Annotated in this window: 1 protein-coding gene and 3 pseudogenes; all 4 read left to right on the top strand. The window is 66.9% G+C overall.

The window, feature by feature from the left end; all coding sequences use genetic code 11:
• Positions 1–9: 9 nt before the first annotated feature.
• Positions 10–4,530: pseudogene (locus AN216_RS31310) on the top strand (type I polyketide synthase); the annotation flags it as partial.
• Positions 4,531–6,171 (top strand): annotated as a pseudogene (locus AN216_RS31305) (SDR family oxidoreductase); the annotation flags it as partial.
• 21 nt (positions 6,172–6,192) lie between these two features.
• Positions 6,193–6,711 (top strand): annotated as a pseudogene (locus AN216_RS31300) (acyl carrier protein); the annotation flags it as partial.
• Positions 6,712–6,944: 233 nt separating this feature from the next.
• On the top strand, positions 6,945–18,608 hold the full coding sequence (locus AN216_RS15375; RefSeq protein ID WP_079166612.1) for a type I polyketide synthase: 11,664 nt from the start codon (positions 6,945–6,947) through the stop codon (positions 18,606–18,608).
• Positions 18,609–18,635: the final 27 nt, after the last annotated feature.

Below are 18,635 nucleotides of genomic sequence, written 5' to 3'. Positions count from 1 at the left end.
GTCGGAATCTCCTCCGAGGACTCTGCGTACGACGCCGCGCGGAAGGCCCTTGGCCTGGTGCGGTGGTGGCTGGACGACGATCGCTCTGGTACGGCGCGGTTGGCGATCGTCACCCACGGCGGGGCCGCGGTGGGCGCGGAGACCCCGTCGAGCGGACAGGCAGCGGTCTGGGGCCTGGTGCGCAGTGCGCAGGCGGAACATCCCGGTCGTTTCGTGCTTGTCGATGTGGACGGCAGCGATGTCGACTGGACGACGGTCCTCGCCACGGATGAGCCGCAGCTCGCGGTCCGCGAGGGGCAGCCACTGGCGCCACGGCTGACTCGCGCCCAACCTGGCGCCCCAAGGTCGTGGGGCGGCGAGGATGTCGTGCTGATCACTGGCGGTACGGGCGGCCTGGGTGCGTCACTCGCGAGGCACCTCGTGGAGCGAGGCGTTCGGCAACTGGTGCTGCTGAGTCGGAGTGGCCCGGATGCGGAGGGTGTGGGCGAGCTGCGCGGCACGCTGGAGTCGGCGGGCGCGTCGGTGCGGGTTGAGGCGTGTGATGTGGGTGATCGGGGTCGGTTGGCGGAGGTGTTGGCGTCGTTGGAGCGTCCGTTGACGGCGGTCGTGCATGCGGCGGGTGTGTTGGATGACGGCGTGGTCGAGTCGTTGACGCCCGAGCAGTTGGAGCGGGTGTTCCGGCCGAAGGTCGCTGCGGCGTGGCATCTGCACGAGTTGACCGCGGGCATGGATCTGTCGGCGTTCGTGTTGTTCTCGTCGGTGGCGTCGTTGATCGGGAGTCCTGGTCAGGCGAACTATTCCGCGGCCAATGCGGCGCTCGACGCGCTGGCGGCCCAGCGCCGGGCGGAGGGTCTGCCGGCCACCTCCCTGGCGTGGGGACTCCTCGGTGGGACTGCCGGTATGGCCGGACAGCTTGGGGAAGCCGATCTCGCCCGCCTTGCGCGGACGGGTATCGGTGAGCTGGCGGTTGACCAAGCGCTGGAGTTGCTCGAGCACGCTCTCGGGGTCGACACCGCCCTGCTGGCTCCGGTCAAGCTGGAGATGGCCGCGCTGCGTGCCCGGTCCCGCGCGGGTTCGCTGCCCGCTCTGTTCCGCGGTCTGGTGCCGGCGCCCGCCCGTACGGAGATTGGCGGTTCGCTCGCGCAGCGACTCGCGGGCGCGGCCGAGTCGGACCGGGAAACGATCGTCCGGGAACTCGTACTCGCCAAGGTCGCGTCCGTGCTGGGACACGGATCCGCGAAGGCGATCGACGCCGAGCGCGCGTTCAAGGATCTCGGATTCGACTCGCTCAGTGCTGTTGAGTTGCGCAACACCCTCAACCAGGCCACAGGGATACGGCTGCCCGCGACGTTGGTGTTCGACCACCCGAGCCCGGCGGCTGTCGTTCGGGCCGTGCTCGCGGAGATCGGCGAGGCTGATGAGCAGCCGCGCGTGACGGTTCCGCGTCGCCAGGTCGACGAGGAANTGGCGCAGGACAGTGCCGGCGATCCGCTGGTGATCGTGGGTATGGGGTGTCGTTATCCGGGTGGGGTTTCGTCGCCTGGGGAGTTGTGGGATCTGGTGGTGTCGGGGCGGGACGCGATCTCGGGTCTGCCGGCTGATCGTGGGTGGGATCTGGAGGGTTTGTATGACCCGGATCCGGATCGGCCGGGGACGGTGTACACGCGTGGTGGTGGGTTTGTGGAGGGTGTCGCGGATTTCGACGCGGAGTTCTTCGGGATCAGTCCGCGTGAGGCGACGTCGATGGACCCGCAGCAGCGGTTGATGTTGGAGTCCTCGTGGGAGGCGTTGGAGAACGCGGGTATTGATCCGACCTCGTTGCGCGGTACGGATACCGGCGTGTTCTTCGGAGCGGTGACGACGGATTACGGCGGCATGATGTCGTCCGAATTCGAGGGTTACCGGCTGACGGGTTCGACGTCGAGTGTGGTGTCGGGGCGGGTGGCGTACAGCTTTGGTTTTGAGGGGCCGGCGGTGTCGGTGGATACGGCGTGTTCGTCGTCGTTGGTGGCGTTGCACCAGGCGGCCGCGGCCCTGCGGTCGGGTGAGTGCTCGATGGCGTTGGTGGGTGGCGTGACCGTGCTGGCGGGGCCCTACCTGCTTACCGAGTTTAGTCGGCAGCGGGGGTTGGCGCGGGATGGTCGGTGTAAGGCGTATTCGGCGGGTGCGGATGGGACGGGGTTCTCGGATGGTGTGGGTGTGTTGGTGGTGGAGCGGTTGTCGGAGGCGCGGCGTCGTGGGCATGAGGTGTTGGCGGTGGTGGCGGGTTCTGCGGTGAATCAGGATGGTGCGTCGAATGGGTTGACGGCGCCGAATGGTCCGTCGCAGGAGCGGGTGATTCGGGCGGCGTTGTTGAGTGCGGGTGTGGGGCCGGGTGGGGTTGATGTGGTGGAGGGGCATGGGACGGGGACGGTGTTGGGGGATCCGATTGAGGCGGGGGCGTTGTTGGCGACGTATGGGCGTGAGCGGGTGGGTGAGCCGTTGTGGTTGGGGTCGGTGAAGTCGAATATTGGGCATAGTTCGGCGGCTGCGGGTGTGGCGGGTGTGATCAAGATGGTGCAGGCGTTGCGGTATGGGGTGTTGCCGCCGACGTTGCATGTGGAGGAGGCGTCGCCGCATGTGGATTGGGATGCGGGTGGGGTGGCGTTGTTGCGGGAGTCGCGGGAGTGGTTGGTGGGGGTGGATGGTCCTCGTCGGGCGGGTGTGTCGTCGTTTGGGGTCAGTGGGACGAACGCGCACGTGATTATTGAGGAGGCTCCCGCGGTCGAGGAGGCTCCCGCTGTGGAGGAGGCTCCCGCGGTTGAGGGGGCTCCCGCGGTTGAGGGGGCTCCTGTTGTGGAGGGGGCTCCTGTGGAGGGGGTTGTTGTTGGGGGTGAGGTGGGTGTGGTGCCGGTGGTGCTTTCGGCGCGTAGTGAGGTGGCGCTTCGGGCGCAGGCGGCGCGGTTGGGTGAGTATTTGGCGGGGTGTTCGGATGTGTCGGTGGTTGATGTGGGGTTGTCGAGTGTGGTTTCGCGGGCGCAGTTGGAGTGTCGGGCTGTGGTGGTGGCTGGTGAGCGGGAGGGGTTGTTGTCGGGGTTGGGTGCGGTGGTTTCGGGTGAGCCGTTGGAGGGTGTGGTGTCGGGGCGTGTGGTGGCTGGTGGGCCTGTGTTGGTGTTTCCGGGTCAGGGTGCGCAGTGGGCGGGGATGGCGGTGGAGTTGTGTGCGTCGTCGTCGGTGTTTGCTGGGTTGTTGGGGGAGTGTGAGGCGGCGTTGGAGCCGTTTGTGGGGTGGAGGTTGTTGGATGTGTTGCGGGGGGTGGAGGGTGCTCCGGGGTTGGAGCGGGTGGATGTGGTGCAGCCTGCGTTGTGGGGGGTGATGGTGTCGTTGGCGGGGTTGTGGCGTGCGTGTGGTGTGGTGCCGTCGGCGGTGGTGGGGCATTCGCAGGGTGAGATTGCTGCGGCGTGTGTGGCGGGTGGGTTGTCTTTGGTGGATGGTGCGCGGGTGGTGGCGTTGCGGAGCAGGATTGTTCTTGAGCGGTTGGCTGGGTTGGGTGGGATGGTTTCGGTGGGGTTGTCGGTGGGGTTGGTTGAGGAGTTGTTGGTGCCGTTTGGGGATCGGGTGTCGGTGGCGGCGGTGAATGGTCCTGGGAGTGTGGTGGTTGCGGGTGAGTCGGGGGCGTTGGATGAGGTTGTTGGGTTGTGTGAGCGGGATGGTGTGTGGGTGCGGCGGGTGAATGTGGATTATGCGTCGCATTCGGTTCAGGTGGAGTCTGTTGAGGATGAGTTGGTGCGGGTGTTGGCTGAGGTGGAGCCGGTTGGTGGTGAGGTGCCGTTTTATTCGACGGTTGTTGGTGGGTTTGTGGATACGGCTAGTTTGGATGCTGGTTATTGGTATCGGAATTTGCGTGGTTGTGTTGGTTTTGAGTCTGCTGTTCGGGATTTGGTGGGGCAGGGTGTGGGGTGTTTTTTGGAGATGTCGCCGCATCCGGTGTTGGGTATGGCTGTTGAGGAGACGGTGGCTGGGTGTGGTGTGGATGGGGTGGGGGTTGTTGGTTCGTTGCGTCGTGATGATGGTGGGTGGGGGAGGTTTGTCACGTCGTTGGCTGAGGCGTATGTGGCGGGAGTGGGGGTTGATTGGTCGGCTTTTTATGCCGGGACTGGTGCTCGGCGTGTTTCGTTGCCTACGTATGCGTTTCAGCGTCAGCGGTTTTGGTTGGAGTCGGGGGTTGGTAGTGGTGTTCCGGCGGGGCAGCGGTCTGTTGGGCATGGGGTGTTGTCCGCGGCTGTGCGGATTGGTGATCGTGATGAGTGGGTGTTCACGGGTCGTATCTCCCAGGACAGTCAGCCCTGGACCCGTGACCACATCGTCTTCGACACGGTTCTGGTCCCCGGTGCGGCGCTCGTCGAGATGGCGCTCAGCGCCGGCCAGGAGGTCGGCTGCCCGATCGTCGGGGAGTTGGTCCTGGAGTCACCACTCATCCTTGACGAAGCGGCACTGCAGATTCAGGTCACCATCGGTGCGGTCGACGACGACGGGCACCGTGAGGTCGCCATCTACAGTCAGCCGGAGACCACCCGCGACGACGACTCCGAGGCCACCTGCCACGGTCGTGGATGGCTGACCACCGACGCCGAGACACCTCAGCCGTTCCCACCCCAATGGCCACCGGCGGGTGCGGAACCGATGACTGTCGACGCTCTGTACGAACGGGTGCACGAGCACGGTCGGTTGACCGACATCGGCTTCGACTACGGTCCCGCGTTCCGCGCTGTCACTGCTGCCTGGCGTTTGGGCGACGAGGTGTACACGGAGCTGGAGCTTCCTGAGGCGGCTGGTGCCGCGGACGGGTTTGGGCTGCATCCTGCGTTGTTCGACGCGGCGCTGCATGGTGGGCTCGGCATGCTGGACCGTGGTGGCGACGACGCGGGCGGTCTGCCGTTCTCCTGGTCCGGAGTGCGGTTGGGGCGGCTCGGACTGACGAGTCTGCGGGTACGCATCTCGCTGGCCGGCGAGTCAGCGCTGCGGCTCGACATCGCCGCCGATGACGGCGCGGTGATCGGCGGCGTGAACCGGCTCGACGTGCGCCCGGTCGAACAGGAACAGCTTGAGTCCGCCCGGCGGGGCCGGCCTCGATCCCTGTACCAGGTCGACTGGGTCGACGTCGCCGCGGTATCCGCGGGCCCACAGGCAGTCGCTGTGCTGGGAAACACCTCCGTACCAGGGGAGCGCTACGAGGACCTCGAGACTCTCGAGGAAGCGTTGTCCGGGGGCACGGATGGCCCCGACCTCGTTGTCGCCTCCGTCGCCTCTGAATCAGATGACCTCCCGGCCGCGGAGAGCTGCGCACAGCGCGCACTGAGTCTGGTGCAGCGCTGGATCGCGAGTGAACGGCTCGCCGGTGGACGGCTCGTGGTGGTTACCCACAATGCTGTCGCGATCGATGAGGAGATACCGAACCTCGCCCAGGCCGCGGTGTGGGGCCTCGTCCACAGCGCACAGACCGAGCATCCCGGGCGCTTCGTATTGCTGGACCACGATGGCACCAAGCCAGACTGGGATTCGCTTTCCGGCCTGGATGAGCCCCAGCTGGCGGTGCGAGGCGGGCGGGTACTCGCGCCACGTCTCAACCGCGCGGCCGTCGATGGGGCGGGCAGCACGATTGATCCGGACGGAACTGTTGTGATCACCGGTGGTACGGGCGGGCTGGGGGCCCTGATCGCTGAGCACCTGGTAACCCAACACCGTGCGGGGCACGTGCTGCTGCTGAGTCGGAGTGGCCCGGATGCGGAGGGTGTGGGCGAGCTGCGCGGCACGCTGGAGTCGGCGGGCGCGTCGGTGCGGGTTGAGGCGTGTGATGTGGGTGATCGGGGTCGGTTGGCGGAGGTGTTGGCGTCGTTGGAGCGTCCGTTGACGGCGGTCGTGCATGCGGCGGGTGTGTTGGATGACGGCGTGGTCGAGTCGTTGACGCCCGAGCAGTTGGAGCGGGTGTTCCGGCCGAAGGTCGCTGCGGCGTGGCATCTGCACGAGTTGACCGCGGGCATGGATCTGTCGGCGTTCGTGTTGTTCTCGTCGGTGGCGTCGTTGATCGGGAGTCCTGGTCAGGCGAACTATTCCGCGGCCAATGCGGCGCTCGACGCGCTGGCGGCCCAGCGCCGGGCGGAGGGTCTGCCGGCCACCTCCCTGGCGTGGGGACTGTGGGCGGAGCCCGGTGGCATGGGTGGTTCGCTGGACGAGACCAGTTTGGCGCGCCTGCGACAGATGGGTGCCGTTCCCTTGTCGGCGGAGGCCGGGCTGGAGTTGTTCGACCGCTGCCTTTCTGCCGCCGCCCCGGCGTTGCTGGCGCCAGTGCAGCTGGATACGGCAGCGCTGCGTGCGCAGGCGTATTCCGGCATGCTGCCAGCGCTGCTGCGTGCTCTGGTGCGGATCGCGGAACAGGCGGTCGAGCCTGTCGGGGGCTCACTGGCTGAACGGCTCGTCGGAGTATCGGGGACAGAGCGCGAACAACGGGTGCTCGAAGTCGTGCGAACGCAGGTCGCTGCCGTTCTCGGACACCAGTCGGCGAGCGCCATCGAACCTCATCGAGCCTTCCAGGAGCTCGGCTTCGACTCCCTGGGCGCCGTCAACCTGCGAAATCGACTCGCTCAGGCGACTGGGGTACGGCTGCCAGCGACCTTGGTGTTCGACCACCCGACGCCGGCGGCGATTGCGACCGTTCTGCTCGCGGAGTTCGGGGGGAGCGATACGGAGTCACCGGTCGATGCGGAGCTGACCAAACTTGAGGGACTGGTCGCCGGAGTAACCCGTGAGGAACGGCAGCACGTGACTGAGCGGTTGCGCGCGCTGCTGGCCAGTCTTTCTGAGAACGGAAACCACACGAGCGAGCGGATCGAGGCGGCCACCAGCGCCGACGAGGTCTTCAAACTGATCGAAGCCGAGTTCGGTGACGCATGACGAAGGACGGGAATATGAGCGCTGGCAGCACCGAGGACGAGCAGGAGAAGCTGCTCCGCTACTTGAAGCGCACGGCCGTTGACCTCAACGAAGCCAAGGCCAAACTGCGCGAGTACGAGGACCAGGCGAGTGAGCCGTTGGCGATCGTCGGAATGGGATGTCGCTACCCGGGCGGGGTGACCTCCGCTGATGAGCTGTGGGAACTCGTGGCCGCTGGCCGGGATGGGATGTCGTCGATGCCCACCGATCGTGGGTGGGATCTGGAGGGTTTGTATGACCCGGATCCGGACCAGTTGGGCAAGGCATACGCCCGCGTTGGCGGTTTCGTGGAGGGTGTCGCGGATTTCGACGCGGAGTTCTTCGGGATCAGTCCGCGTGAGGCGACGTCGATGGACCCGCAGCAGCGGTTGATGTTGGAGTCCTCGTGGGAGGCGTTGGAGAACGCGGGTATTGATCCGACCTCGTTGCGCGGTACGGATACCGGCGTGTTCTTCGGAGCGGTGACGACGGATTACGGCGGCATGATGTCGTCCGAATTCGAGGGTTACCGGCTGACGGGTACGACGTCGAGTGTGGTGTCGGGGCGGGTGGCGTACAGCTTTGGTTTTGAGGGGCCGGCGGTGTCGGTGGATACGGCGTGTTCGTCGTCGTTGGTGGCGTTGCACATGGCGTCGCGGGCGTTGCGGTCGGGTGAGTGCTCGATGGCGTTGGTGGGTGGTGTGACGGTGCTGTCTGGTCCGTTTCTCTTTGTGGAGTTTAGTCGGCAGCGGGGGTTGGCGCGGGATGGTCGGTGTAAGGCGTATTCGGCGGGTGCGGATGGGACGGGGTTCTCGGATGGTGTGGGTGTGTTGGTGGTGGAGCGGTTGTCGGAGGCGCGGCGTCGTGGGCATGAGGTGTTGGCGGTGGTGGCGGGTTCTGCGGTGAATCAGGATGGTGCGTCGAATGGGTTGACGGCGCCGAATGGTCCGTCGCAGGAGCGGGTGATTCGGGCGGCGTTGTTGAGTGCGGGTGTGGGGCCGGGTGGGGTTGATGTGGTGGAGGGGCATGGGACGGGGACGGTGTTGGGGGATCCGATTGAGGCGGGGGCGTTGTTGGCGACGTATGGGCGTGAGCGGGTGGGTGAGCCGTTGTGGTTGGGGTCGGTGAAGTCGAATATTGGGCATAGTTCGGCGGCTGCGGGTGTGGCGGGTGTGATCAAGATGGTGCAGGCGTTGCGGTATGGGGTGTTGCCGCCGACGTTGCATGTGGAGGAGGCGTCGCCGCATGTGGATTGGGATGCGGGTGGGGTGGCGTTGTTGCGGGAGTCGCGGGAGTGGTTGGTGGGGGTGGATGGTCCTCGTCGGGCGGGTGTGTCGTCGTTTGGGGTCAGTGGGACGAACGCGCACGTGATTATTGAGGAGGCTCCCGCGGTCGAGGAGGCTCCCGCGGTTGAGGGGGCTCCCGCTGTGGAGGGGGCTCCTGTTGTGGAGGGGGCTCCTGTGGAGGGGGTTGTTGTTGGGGGTGAGGTGGGTGTGGTGCCGGTGGTGCTTTCGGCGCGTAGTGAGGTGGCGCTTCGGGCGCAGGCGGCGCGGTTGGGTGAGTATTTGGCGGGGTGTTCGGATGTGTCGGTGGTTGATGTGGGGTTGTCGAGTGTGGTTTCGCGGGCGCAGTTGGAGTGTCGGGCTGTGGTGGTGGCTGGTGAGCGGGAGGGGTTGTTGTCGGGGTTGGGTGCGGTGGTTTCGGGTGAGCCGTTGGAGGGTGTGGTGTCGGGGCGTGTGGTGGCTGGTGGGCCTGTGTTGGTGTTTCCGGGTCAGGGTGCGCAGTGGGCGGGGATGGCGGTGGAGTTGTGTGCGTCGTCGTCGGTGTTTGCTGGGTTGTTGGGGGAGTGTGAGGCGGCGTTGGAGCCGTTTGTGGGGTGGAGGTTGTTGGATGTGTTGCGGGGGGTGGAGGGTGCTCCGGGGTTGGAGCGGGTGGATGTGGTGCAGCCTGCGTTGTGGGGGGTGATGGTGTCGTTGGCGGGGTTGTGGCGTGCGTGTGGTGTGGTGCCGTCGGCGGTGGTGGGGCATTCGCAGGGTGAGATTGCTGCGGCGTGTGTGGCGGGTGGGTTGTCTTTGGTGGATGGTGCGCGGGTGGTGGCGTTGCGGAGCAGGATTGTTCTTGAGCGGTTGGCTGGGTTGGGTGGGATGGTTTCGGTGGGGTTGTCGGTGGGGTTGGTTGAGGAGTTGTTGGTGCCGTTTGGGGATCGGGTGTCGGTGGCGGCGGTGAATGGTCCTGGGAGTGTGGTGGTTGCGGGTGAGTCGGGGGCGTTGGATGAGGTTGTTGGGTTGTGTGAGCGGGATGGTGTGTGGGTGCGGCGGGTGAATGTGGATTATGCGTCGCATTCGGTTCAGGTGGAGTCTGTTGAGGATGAGTTGGTGCGGGTGTTGGCTGAGGTGGAGCCGGTTGGTGGTGAGGTGCCGTTTTATTCGACGGTTGTTGGTGGGTTTGTGGATACGGCTAGTTTGGATGCTGGTTATTGGTATCGGAATTTGCGTGGTTGTGTTGGTTTTGAGTCTGCTGTTCGGGATTTGGTGGGGCAGGGTGTGGGGTGTTTTTTGGAGATGTCGCCGCATCCGGTGTTGGGTATGGCTGTTGAGGAGACGGTGGCTGGGTGTGGTGTGGATGGGGTGGGGGTTGTTGGTTCGTTGCGTCGTGATGATGGTGGGTGGGGGAGGTTTGTCACGTCGTTGGCTGAGGCGTATGTGGCGGGAGTGGGGGTTGATTGGTCGGCTTTTTATGCCGGGACTGGTGCTCGGCGTGTTTCGTTGCCTACGTATGCGTTTCAGCGTCAGCGGTTTTGGTTGGAGTCGGGGGTTGGTAGTGGTGTTCCGGCGGGGCAGCGGTCTGTTGGGCATGGGGTGTTGTCCGCGGCTGTGCGGATTGGTGATCGTGATGAGTGGGTGTTCACGGGTCGTATCTCCCAGGACAGTCAGCCCTGGACCCGTGACCACATCGTCTTCGACACGGTGGTCGTGCCTGGCGTCGCTTTGGTAGAGATGGCGCTCAGCGCCGGCCAGGAGGTCGGCTGCCCGATCGTCGGGGAGTTGGTCCTGGAGTCACCACTCATCCTTGACGAAGCGGCACTGCAGATTCAGGTCACCATCGGTGCGGTCGACGACGACGGGCACCGTGAGGTCGCCATCTACAGTCAGCCGGAGACCACCCGCGACGACGACTCCGAGGCCACCTGCCACGGTCGTGGGCGACTCACAGCGGAGACCGTGTCCATCGCCGACATGCCCCGGGAATGGCCGCCGCACGAAGCCGAGTCGGTCTCGGTGGACGAGCTGTACACGGCCATGGCGGATCTCGGCTACGACTACGGCCCTACTTTTCAGTGCGTGCACTCGGTCTGGCGGTGTGGGCAGGACATCTACGCGGACATCGCCTTGCCGGACGGCACGGACACCGCCGGATATCGCGTGCATCCCGGACTGCTCGATGCCGCCATGCATGGCGGACTCCTGGAGAAGGGATCGGACGACGCGGTCGTGCTGCCGTTCTCCTGGTCCGGAGTGCGGATCGGCGGCGGCGCGCCGACGAGTGCCCGGGTACGGATCACGTCGCTTGGCGATTCCACGTTGCGGGTCGACGTGGTCGGCGATGGCGGTGAGCCGTTGCTACAGATAGACAAGCTTGTGTTCCGCCCCGTCGACCCCCGTCAACTCAAGAGCTCGCAGGGCGTTCCCAACGGGCTGTACCAGGTCGCCTGGACAGAGGTCACATCGACACCCACGACGTCGCCTCGAGTGGAGGTGATCGGCGAGCGGTTCGCCGACCTCACGGAACTCGAGTCGGCATTGGATGAGGACTCGGTCCAGGAGACACCGAACATCGTCGTGCTGTCGGGAGAGACACCCGCAGGTGACCTTCCCGGCAGCGCGCGGGATTCCGCGCAGCAGAAGCTGGAGACAGTGCAGCGGTGGCTCGCCGCGGACCGCTTCGCCGATGCCTGCCTGGTTATCGCAACTCGTCAGGCGATTTCGGTCGACGGAGACTCCGCCGATATCGCGCAGGCATCGGTGTGGGGCTTGATGCGCAGCGCCCAGTCCGAACATCCGGGCCGATTCGTACTGGTTGATCTGGAGCCAGGCTGTGAGACGACGGACTGGAGCGCGCTCGTGGGATCTGGGGAGCCCCAGCTCGCCGTACGCGGTGGCCGGTTGCTCGCACCGCGTCTCGGTTTCGCTCCTCAGGAGCCGGACGACCGGGAATGGCGACTCTCGATCGACAAGCCGGGATCGTTGGAGGACCTGGAAGTCGTTCCGTCGAGGGGAGCTCGCGAACTGGGCCCGTCGGAGGTCCGTGTAGCCGTCCGCGCGGCGGGACTGAATTTCCGCGACGTGCTGATCACCCTCGGCATGTACCCCGATGAGGCACCACTGGGCAGCGAGGCGGCGGGCGTCGTGGTCGAAGCCGGCGCGGCTACCGATCTGGTACCGGGAGACCGGGTGTTCGGCTGTGTCCCGGAGAGTCTCGGGCCGCTGGCCGTCGCCGATCACGGGACGCTCGTGCCCATGCCACAGGGCTGGACGTTCGCTCAGGCGGCGTCGGTACCGGTCGCGTACCTGACCGCGTACCACGGTCTGGTCCACCTCGCCGAGGTCCAGGCGGGCGAGCGTGTCCTCGTGCACGCGGCCGCTGGCGGTGTCGGTATGGCAGCGGTGCGAATCGCGCGGCATCTCGGAGCGGAGGTCTTCGCCACAGCGAGCCCGCACAAGTGGGACGCGGTACGTGCCCTGGGCGTGCCGGAGGAGCGGATCGCGTCCTCACGTGACATCGGCTTCCGGGAGTCGTTCCTGCGGGAGACCGGTGACGCGGGAGTGGATGTCGTACTCAACTCGCTTGCCGGCGATTTCGTAGAGGCGTCGATGCAGCTGCTGCCGCGGGGAGGTCGGTTCGTCGAGCTGGGCAGGACCGATGTCCGGGACGTGGCGCGATCCGGGGTCCGCTATCTGCCGGTGGACTCGCTGTCCTCCGCAGACACGGATCTGTTGCAGGAGATGTTGCGCGAGGTCACCGCCCTGTTCGAACAGGGCGTGCTCAGCCACTCCCCGACCCGGTGCTGGGACGTGCGTCAGGGTGCCGAAGCATTCCGGTACCTGCGCGAGGGCCACAACGTCGGCAAGGTCGTACTCACCGTCCCCGCCGAGTTGGACACCGAGCGCCCGGTGTTGGTGACGGGTGGGACTGGTGGTGTGGGTGCGTTGGTGGCGCGGAGGTTGGCGGTGCGGGGTGTGCGGGAGTTGGTGTTGGTGAGTCGGCGTGGTGGGGAGGCGCCGGGTGTGGGTGCGTTGGTGGCGGAGTTGGGTGAGTTGGGTGCGGAGGTTCGGGTGGTGGCGTGTGATGTGTCTGATCGGGTTGAGGTGGCTGAGGTTGTGGCGTCGGTGGGTTCGTTGGGTGGGGTGGTGCATGCGGCGGGTGTGTTGGATGACGGCGTGGTGGAGATGTTGTCGGCGGAGCAGGTGGAGCGGGTGTTGCGTCCGAAGGTGGATGGGGCGTGGTATCTGCATGAGCTGACGGCGGGGATGGATCTGTCGGCGTTTGTGGTGTTCTCGTCGGTGGCGGCGTTGGTGGGTAGTCCGGGGCAGGCGAATTACGCGGCGGCGAACGCGGCGTTGGATGCGTTGGTGGCGAGGCGTCGGGCTGAGGGGTTGTCGGGGACGTCGTTGGCTTGGGGTTTGTGGGCGGAGGCGACCGGGATGACTGGTGAGTTGGGTGTGGAGGAGGTCGCGCGGCTGGAGCGGATGGGTGTGGCCGCGATGCCGGCCGACGACGCCCTGGACCTCTTCGAAGAGGGCCTAGCCTCGCGTGCGAGTCTGCTCGCACCCGTACAACTGGACACGGCCGCCCTACGCTCCCACGCGCGTAACGGAACGCTGCCGACGCTGCTCCGCGGGCTCGTACGGGAACCCGGGCGCCGTGCCGACGTCGGCGGTTCGCTGGCGCGGAGGCTCGCTGGCGTCGCGGAGGCTGACCGTGAGCAGGTTGTACTCGACCTCGTACGTGCTCAGGTCGCGTCCGTGCTGGGACACGATTCCGCGGAAGCGGTGGACGGTGCCAGGGCGTTCAAGGAGATCGGGTTCGACTCGCTGAGCGCTGTCGAACTACGCAATCGACTGAGTCAGCTGACCGGGCTCCGGCTGCCCGCGACGTTGGTGTTCGACCACCCGAACCCCGTGATGGTAGCGCGCATGCTGCTCACCGAGATGGGTTCGGTCGAGGTGGCGCAACCAGTGACGCCGGCGGGCCCCGTGGCGCAGGACAGTGCCGGCGATCCGCTGGTGATCGTGGGTATGGGGTGTCGTTATCCGGGTGGGGTTTCGTCGCCTGGGGAGTTGTGGGATCTGGTGGTGTCGGGGCGGGACGCGATCTCGGGTCTGCCGGCTGATCGTGGGTGGGATCTGGAGGGTTTGTATGACCCGGATCCGGATCGGCCGGGGACGGTGTACACGCGTGGTGGTGGGTTTGTGGAGGGTGTCGCGGATTTCGACGCGGAGTTCTTCGGGATCAGTCCGCGTGAGGCGATGGCGATGGACCCGCAGCAGCGGTTGATGTTGGAGTCCTCGTGGGAGGCGTTGGAGAACGCGGGTATTGATCCGACCTCGTTGCGCGGTACGGATACCGGCGTGTTCTGCGGTGCCGTCACCTCGGATTACGGCGACGCCAGCCTGCCTGAGATGGACGGCTACTTCCTGACGGGTACGACGTCGAGTGTGGTGTCGGGGCGGGTGGCGTACAGCTTTGGTTTTGAGGGGCCGGCGGTGTCGGTGGATACGGCGTGTTCGTCGTCGTTGGTGGCGTTGCACCAGGCGGCCGCGGCCCTGCGGTCGGGTGAGTGCTCGATGGCCTTGGTCGCCGGTGTGTCGGTACTGACCACCCCGGATCTTCTCGTCGACTTCAGTCGGCAGCGGGGGTTGGCGCGGGATGGTCGGTGTAAGGCGTATTCGGCGGGTGCGGATGGGACGGGGTTCTCGGATGGTGTGGGTGTGTTGGTGGTGGAGCGGTTGTCGGAGGCGCGGCGTCGTGGGCATGAGGTGTTGGCGGTGGTGGCGGGTTCTGCGGTGAATCAGGATGGTGCGTCGAATGGGTTGACGGCGCCGAATGGTCCGTCGCAGGAGCGGGTGATTCGGGCGGCGTTGTTGAGTGCGGGTGTGGGGCCGGGTGGGGTTGATGTGGTGGAGGGGCATGGGACGGGGACGGTGTTGGGGGATCCGATTGAGGCGGGGGCGTTGTTGGCGACGTATGGGCGTGAGCGGGTGGGTGAGCCGTTGTGGTTGGGGTCGGTGAAGTCGAATATTGGGCATAGTTCGGCGGCTGCGGGTGTGGCGGGTGTGATCAAGATGGTGCAGGCGTTGCGGTATGGGGTGTTGCCGCCGACGTTGCATGTGGAGGAGGCGTCGCCGCATGTGGATTGGGATGCGGGTGGGGTGGCGTTGTTGCGGGAGTCGCGGGAGTGGTTGGTGGGGGTGGATGGTCCTCGTCGGGCGGGTGTGTCGTCGTTTGGGGTCAGTGGGACGAACGCGCACGTGATTATTGAGGAGGCTCCCGCGGTCGAGGAGGCTCCCGCTGTGGAGGAGGCTCCCGCTGTGGAGGGGGCTCCTGTTGTGGAGGGGGCTCCTGTGGAGGGGGTTGTTGTTCGGGGTGAGGTGGGTGTGGTGCCGGTGGTGCTTTCGGCGCGTAGTGAGGTGGCGCTTCGGGCGCAGGCCGCGCGGCTGCGTGAGCACGTCCGGTCGCATCCTGAGCTGTCCCTCGGTGACGTCGCCTACACGGCCGCGACAGCGCGGGCCGTGTTCGATCGCCCGGCGGCCGTGGTCGCGTCCGACCGAGAGGAGTTGGTCACGCGACTGACGGCGCTCGCCAACGCCGACTCCGCACCTGGCGTGTTGCGAGGCCCTGTCGTCACCGGGAAGACCGCTTTCCTCTTCACCGGTCAGGGCTCCCAGCGGGCAGGCATGGGGATGGAACTGGCGGCCTCCTATCCGACTTTCGGTCGTGCCTTGGACAAGGTGTGTGCCGAGCTGGATTCGAGACTCGGCCGGCCCCTCCGCGGATTGCTGGAAGCCGAGTCGGGAACCGCCGAAGCGGCATTGCTGGATGACACCACGTATACGCAGGTGGCGCTGTTCGCCGTGGAAGTCGCCCTGTTCCGGCTGCTGGAGTCGTTCGGTGTGCGCCCCGACTACCTCATCGGCCACTCCGTCGGCGAGATCGCGGCCGCGCACGTGGCAGGCGTGCTTTCCCTGGGCGACGCTTCTGAACTGGTCGTCGCGCGCGGAGAGCTGATGGGAACGCTGCCCGCTGGCGGAGCGATGGCGGCTGTGGAGGCTCATGAGGTGGAGGTTTCCGAATCCCTGGCGGGATTCGCCGGCCGGATCGAGATAGCCGCAGTGAACGGGCCGCGTGCCGTCGTCGTCTCGGGCGACGCGGATGCCATCGAGGAATGGTTGCCACTCTGGGAAGGCCGCCGGACATCCAGGCTGCGCGTGTCGCACGCGTTCCACTCGCCACGGGTGGAGCCGATGTTGGACGACTTCCGACGTGTGGCCGAGCGTTTGACGTACGCAGAGCCGGCGATCCCCGTCGTGTCGAACGTTTCCGGCGCGCTGACCACAGCCGAACTGGCCGACCCGGAGTACTGGGTACGTCATGTGCGACATGCCGTGCGGTTCTCCGACGGTGTGACCACCCTGTGGGAGCTCGGTGTACGACACTTCCTTGAGCTGGGCCCGGACGCGGTGTTGGCTGCGATGGCCAGACAGAGCACGGACGCCGACACCGACGCGCTGTTTGTCACGGCACTACGGGCCCGTCGTCCGGAGCGGGAGGCTTTCGCCGAGTTCCTCGGGCAAGCCCACCTCTCAGGCGTCTCGGTGGACTGGCCGAGGTTCTACGCCGGTACCGGGGCACGCCGAGTCCCGTTCCCGACCTACGCCTTCCAACGCGAGCGCTACTGGCTCGCCAGCGGCGCCACGCCAGGCGACGCGACCGCGGCCGGCCTGGCGCGGGCTGAGCACCCGGTGCTCGCCGCCGTCGCGCAGATCGGTGATCGTGATGAATGGTTGTTCAGTGGCCGTCTGTCCACGGCGACTCAGCCATGGACGCGGGACCACGTCGTGCTGGGCACGACGATCGTTCCCGGCACGGCGCTCGTAGAGCTGTCACTCGCGGCGGGTGAACGGACCGGCTGCCCGGCACTGAACGAGCTGGTGCTGGAGGCACCGCTGTTGCTGGAAGAGGGTGTCACCCGGCAGGTTCAGGTGACGGTTGGTACCGCTGACGACGACGGCTGCCGGAGCGTTGCCGTGTACAGCCGGGAGGCGGCTCGTACGCACGGTGAGTCACCGCAGGAGACCGTCTGCCACGCACGCGGGGTGCTCGCTGTTGATGGGGAGCCGCTGTCCGCGTGGTCCGGTCAGTGGCCACCAGCGGGAGCCGTGGAGACGCCGGTGGATGCCCTCTACGGAGGGATGGCGGATCTGGGTTACGACTACGGTCCGGCTTTCCGGAGCGTCCGCGCGCTGTGGCGCACCGAGGATGAGGTGTACGCCGATGTGGCTTTGCCGGAGACCACCAGCGGTACCGGATTCGGCGTCCATCCCGCGTTGTTCGACGCGGCCATGCACGGTGGCTTGTTGCAGCAGGGCGAAGACGTTTCCGCGGTGCTGCCGTTCTCCTGGTCCGGTGTTCGGCTCGGTGTGACCGGGCTGTCGCGGGTGCGGGCACGCATCAGGCCAGCCGACGGCACGGCGCTCCAGGTCGACATCGTGAGCGAGGACGGCGAACCGGTGCTGAGCATGGCACGGCTGGACATGCGTCCGGTGGAAGCGGCTCAGCTGGAGGCCGGACAGCGGGCGAGGCGGAACTCCCTGTTCCATGTCGAGTGGGTGGACGTGTCCACCCCTCCCGCAGCGGCACGGGTCATCGTGCTGGGACGGGACACGCCCTGCCTCGACGCGCTTGAACGCGAACTAGCGGACGGCGCGGACGCGCCGGACGCGGTCGTCGTCACGGTGCCCACGCCCGCCGACGGCCAGGAGACCGAGACGGCTGCCGCGGTACTGGAAGTGGCGCAACAGTGGCTCGCCGTGGACGGCTTCGGCGACACGCGGCTGATCGTGGCCACCCGCCGGGGCTTCGCGGTGCGTGACGAGGCGCCGGACACGGCCCAGGCCGCGGTGGCCGGGCTCGTCCACGGGGTGCAGGCGGAGTATCCGGGCCGATTTCTGGTCGTGGACGTCGACGACACCGACGGCACGGAACCGGACTGGGCAGCCCTGGCGATGGTCGATGAGCCGTGCTTGGCCGTGCGGGGCGATCACGTGCTCGCGCCTCGCCTGGCCCGGACGACATCCGTTCCCGAGGTGCCGTCCGCGTTGAACGGGACAGTCCTGATCACGGGCGGAACCAGCGGCCTGGGAGCGGAGTTCGCGAGGCACCTGGCGTCTCGGCACGCCGTACGACAGTTGCTGCTGGTCAGCCGTAGCGGCGCGGCAGCGGTTGGTGCCGCCGAACTGGTGGCAGAGCTGGAGGCGCACGGTACGGAGGTACGGCTGGAGGCGTGCGATGTCGCCGACCGGGATCAGCTCGCCGGCGTGCTGGCAGCGCTGGATCGGCCGTTGACGGGCGTCGTGCACGCGGCGGGCGTACTGGACGACGCCTTGGCCACGACACTGACCCCGGAACAGCTGGCGCGGGTGATGCGTCCGAAGATTGCTGCCGCCTGGCACCTGCACGAACTGACCATGGGGATGGACCTGTCGGCGTTCGTGCTGTTCTCCTCCGCCGCAGCCATGATCGGCAGTCCTGGACAGGCGAACTACGGTGCCGCGAACGCGGCCCTGGACGCGCTGGCGCACCGCAGGCACGCAGCTGGGTTGCCCGCCACCTCGTTGGCCTGGGGCATGTGGTCGGAAGCCGGCGGGATGTCCGCGGGGTTGGCCGATGACGGCCGTGGGCGGCTGGAGCGTTTGGGGATCGGGGCAATCGACACCGATCTCGGGCTGGGGCTTTTCGACCACGCGCTCGGCCTGGGCAGTTCCGTGCTCGCACCGGTGCGCCTGGACACGGCCGTGTTGCGGGAACACACGCGTACGGGTGGACTTCCCGCGCTGCTGCGCGGACTGGCGTACACGCGGGAGCGCCGCGCCGCACATACGCGGTCGTTGGCTGAGCGGCTTGCCGGTGTCCCGGAAGCCGACCGGGACCAGGTCGCGCTGGATCTCGTACGCGCCGAAGTCGCGACGGTGCTGGGCCACGGCTCGGCGGACTCGATTGACGCGGGGCAGCCCTTCAAGGATCTCGGTTTCGACTCGCTGTCCGCGGTGGAGTTGCGTAACCGGCTTGGCGAGGTCACGGGCGTACGACTACCGGCCACTCTGGTCTTCGACTATCCGACGGCGACGGCGGTCGCCAGCTACCTCCTGACACTGATGGCTCCGGGGGAGACATCGGCCGCGGCTGGCACGGAGGAAGACGAGGTCCGTGCGCTGTTGGCCACCATCCCGGTCGCGCGAATGCGGCAGGCCGGGCTGATCGACACCTTGCGGCAGCTGGCACAGGGAGACCTCGCCGTGACCGAGCAGACCGATGAGGGCTCGTCGATCGACGATATGGACGCCTCGGCGCTGCTGCGCATGGCACAGGAGGGTTCCGCATGACGTACGGACGGACCGCGCCGCTCGGAA

Origin of the sequence: Streptomyces oceani (assembly GCF_001751245.1) — a bacterium.
GTDB classification, from domain to species: Bacteria; Actinomycetota; Actinomycetes; order Streptomycetales; family Streptomycetaceae; genus Streptomyces; species Streptomyces oceani.
The sequence above is the reverse complement of the archived record's forward strand: the minus strand, read 5'-3'. Positions and strand labels throughout refer to the sequence as shown.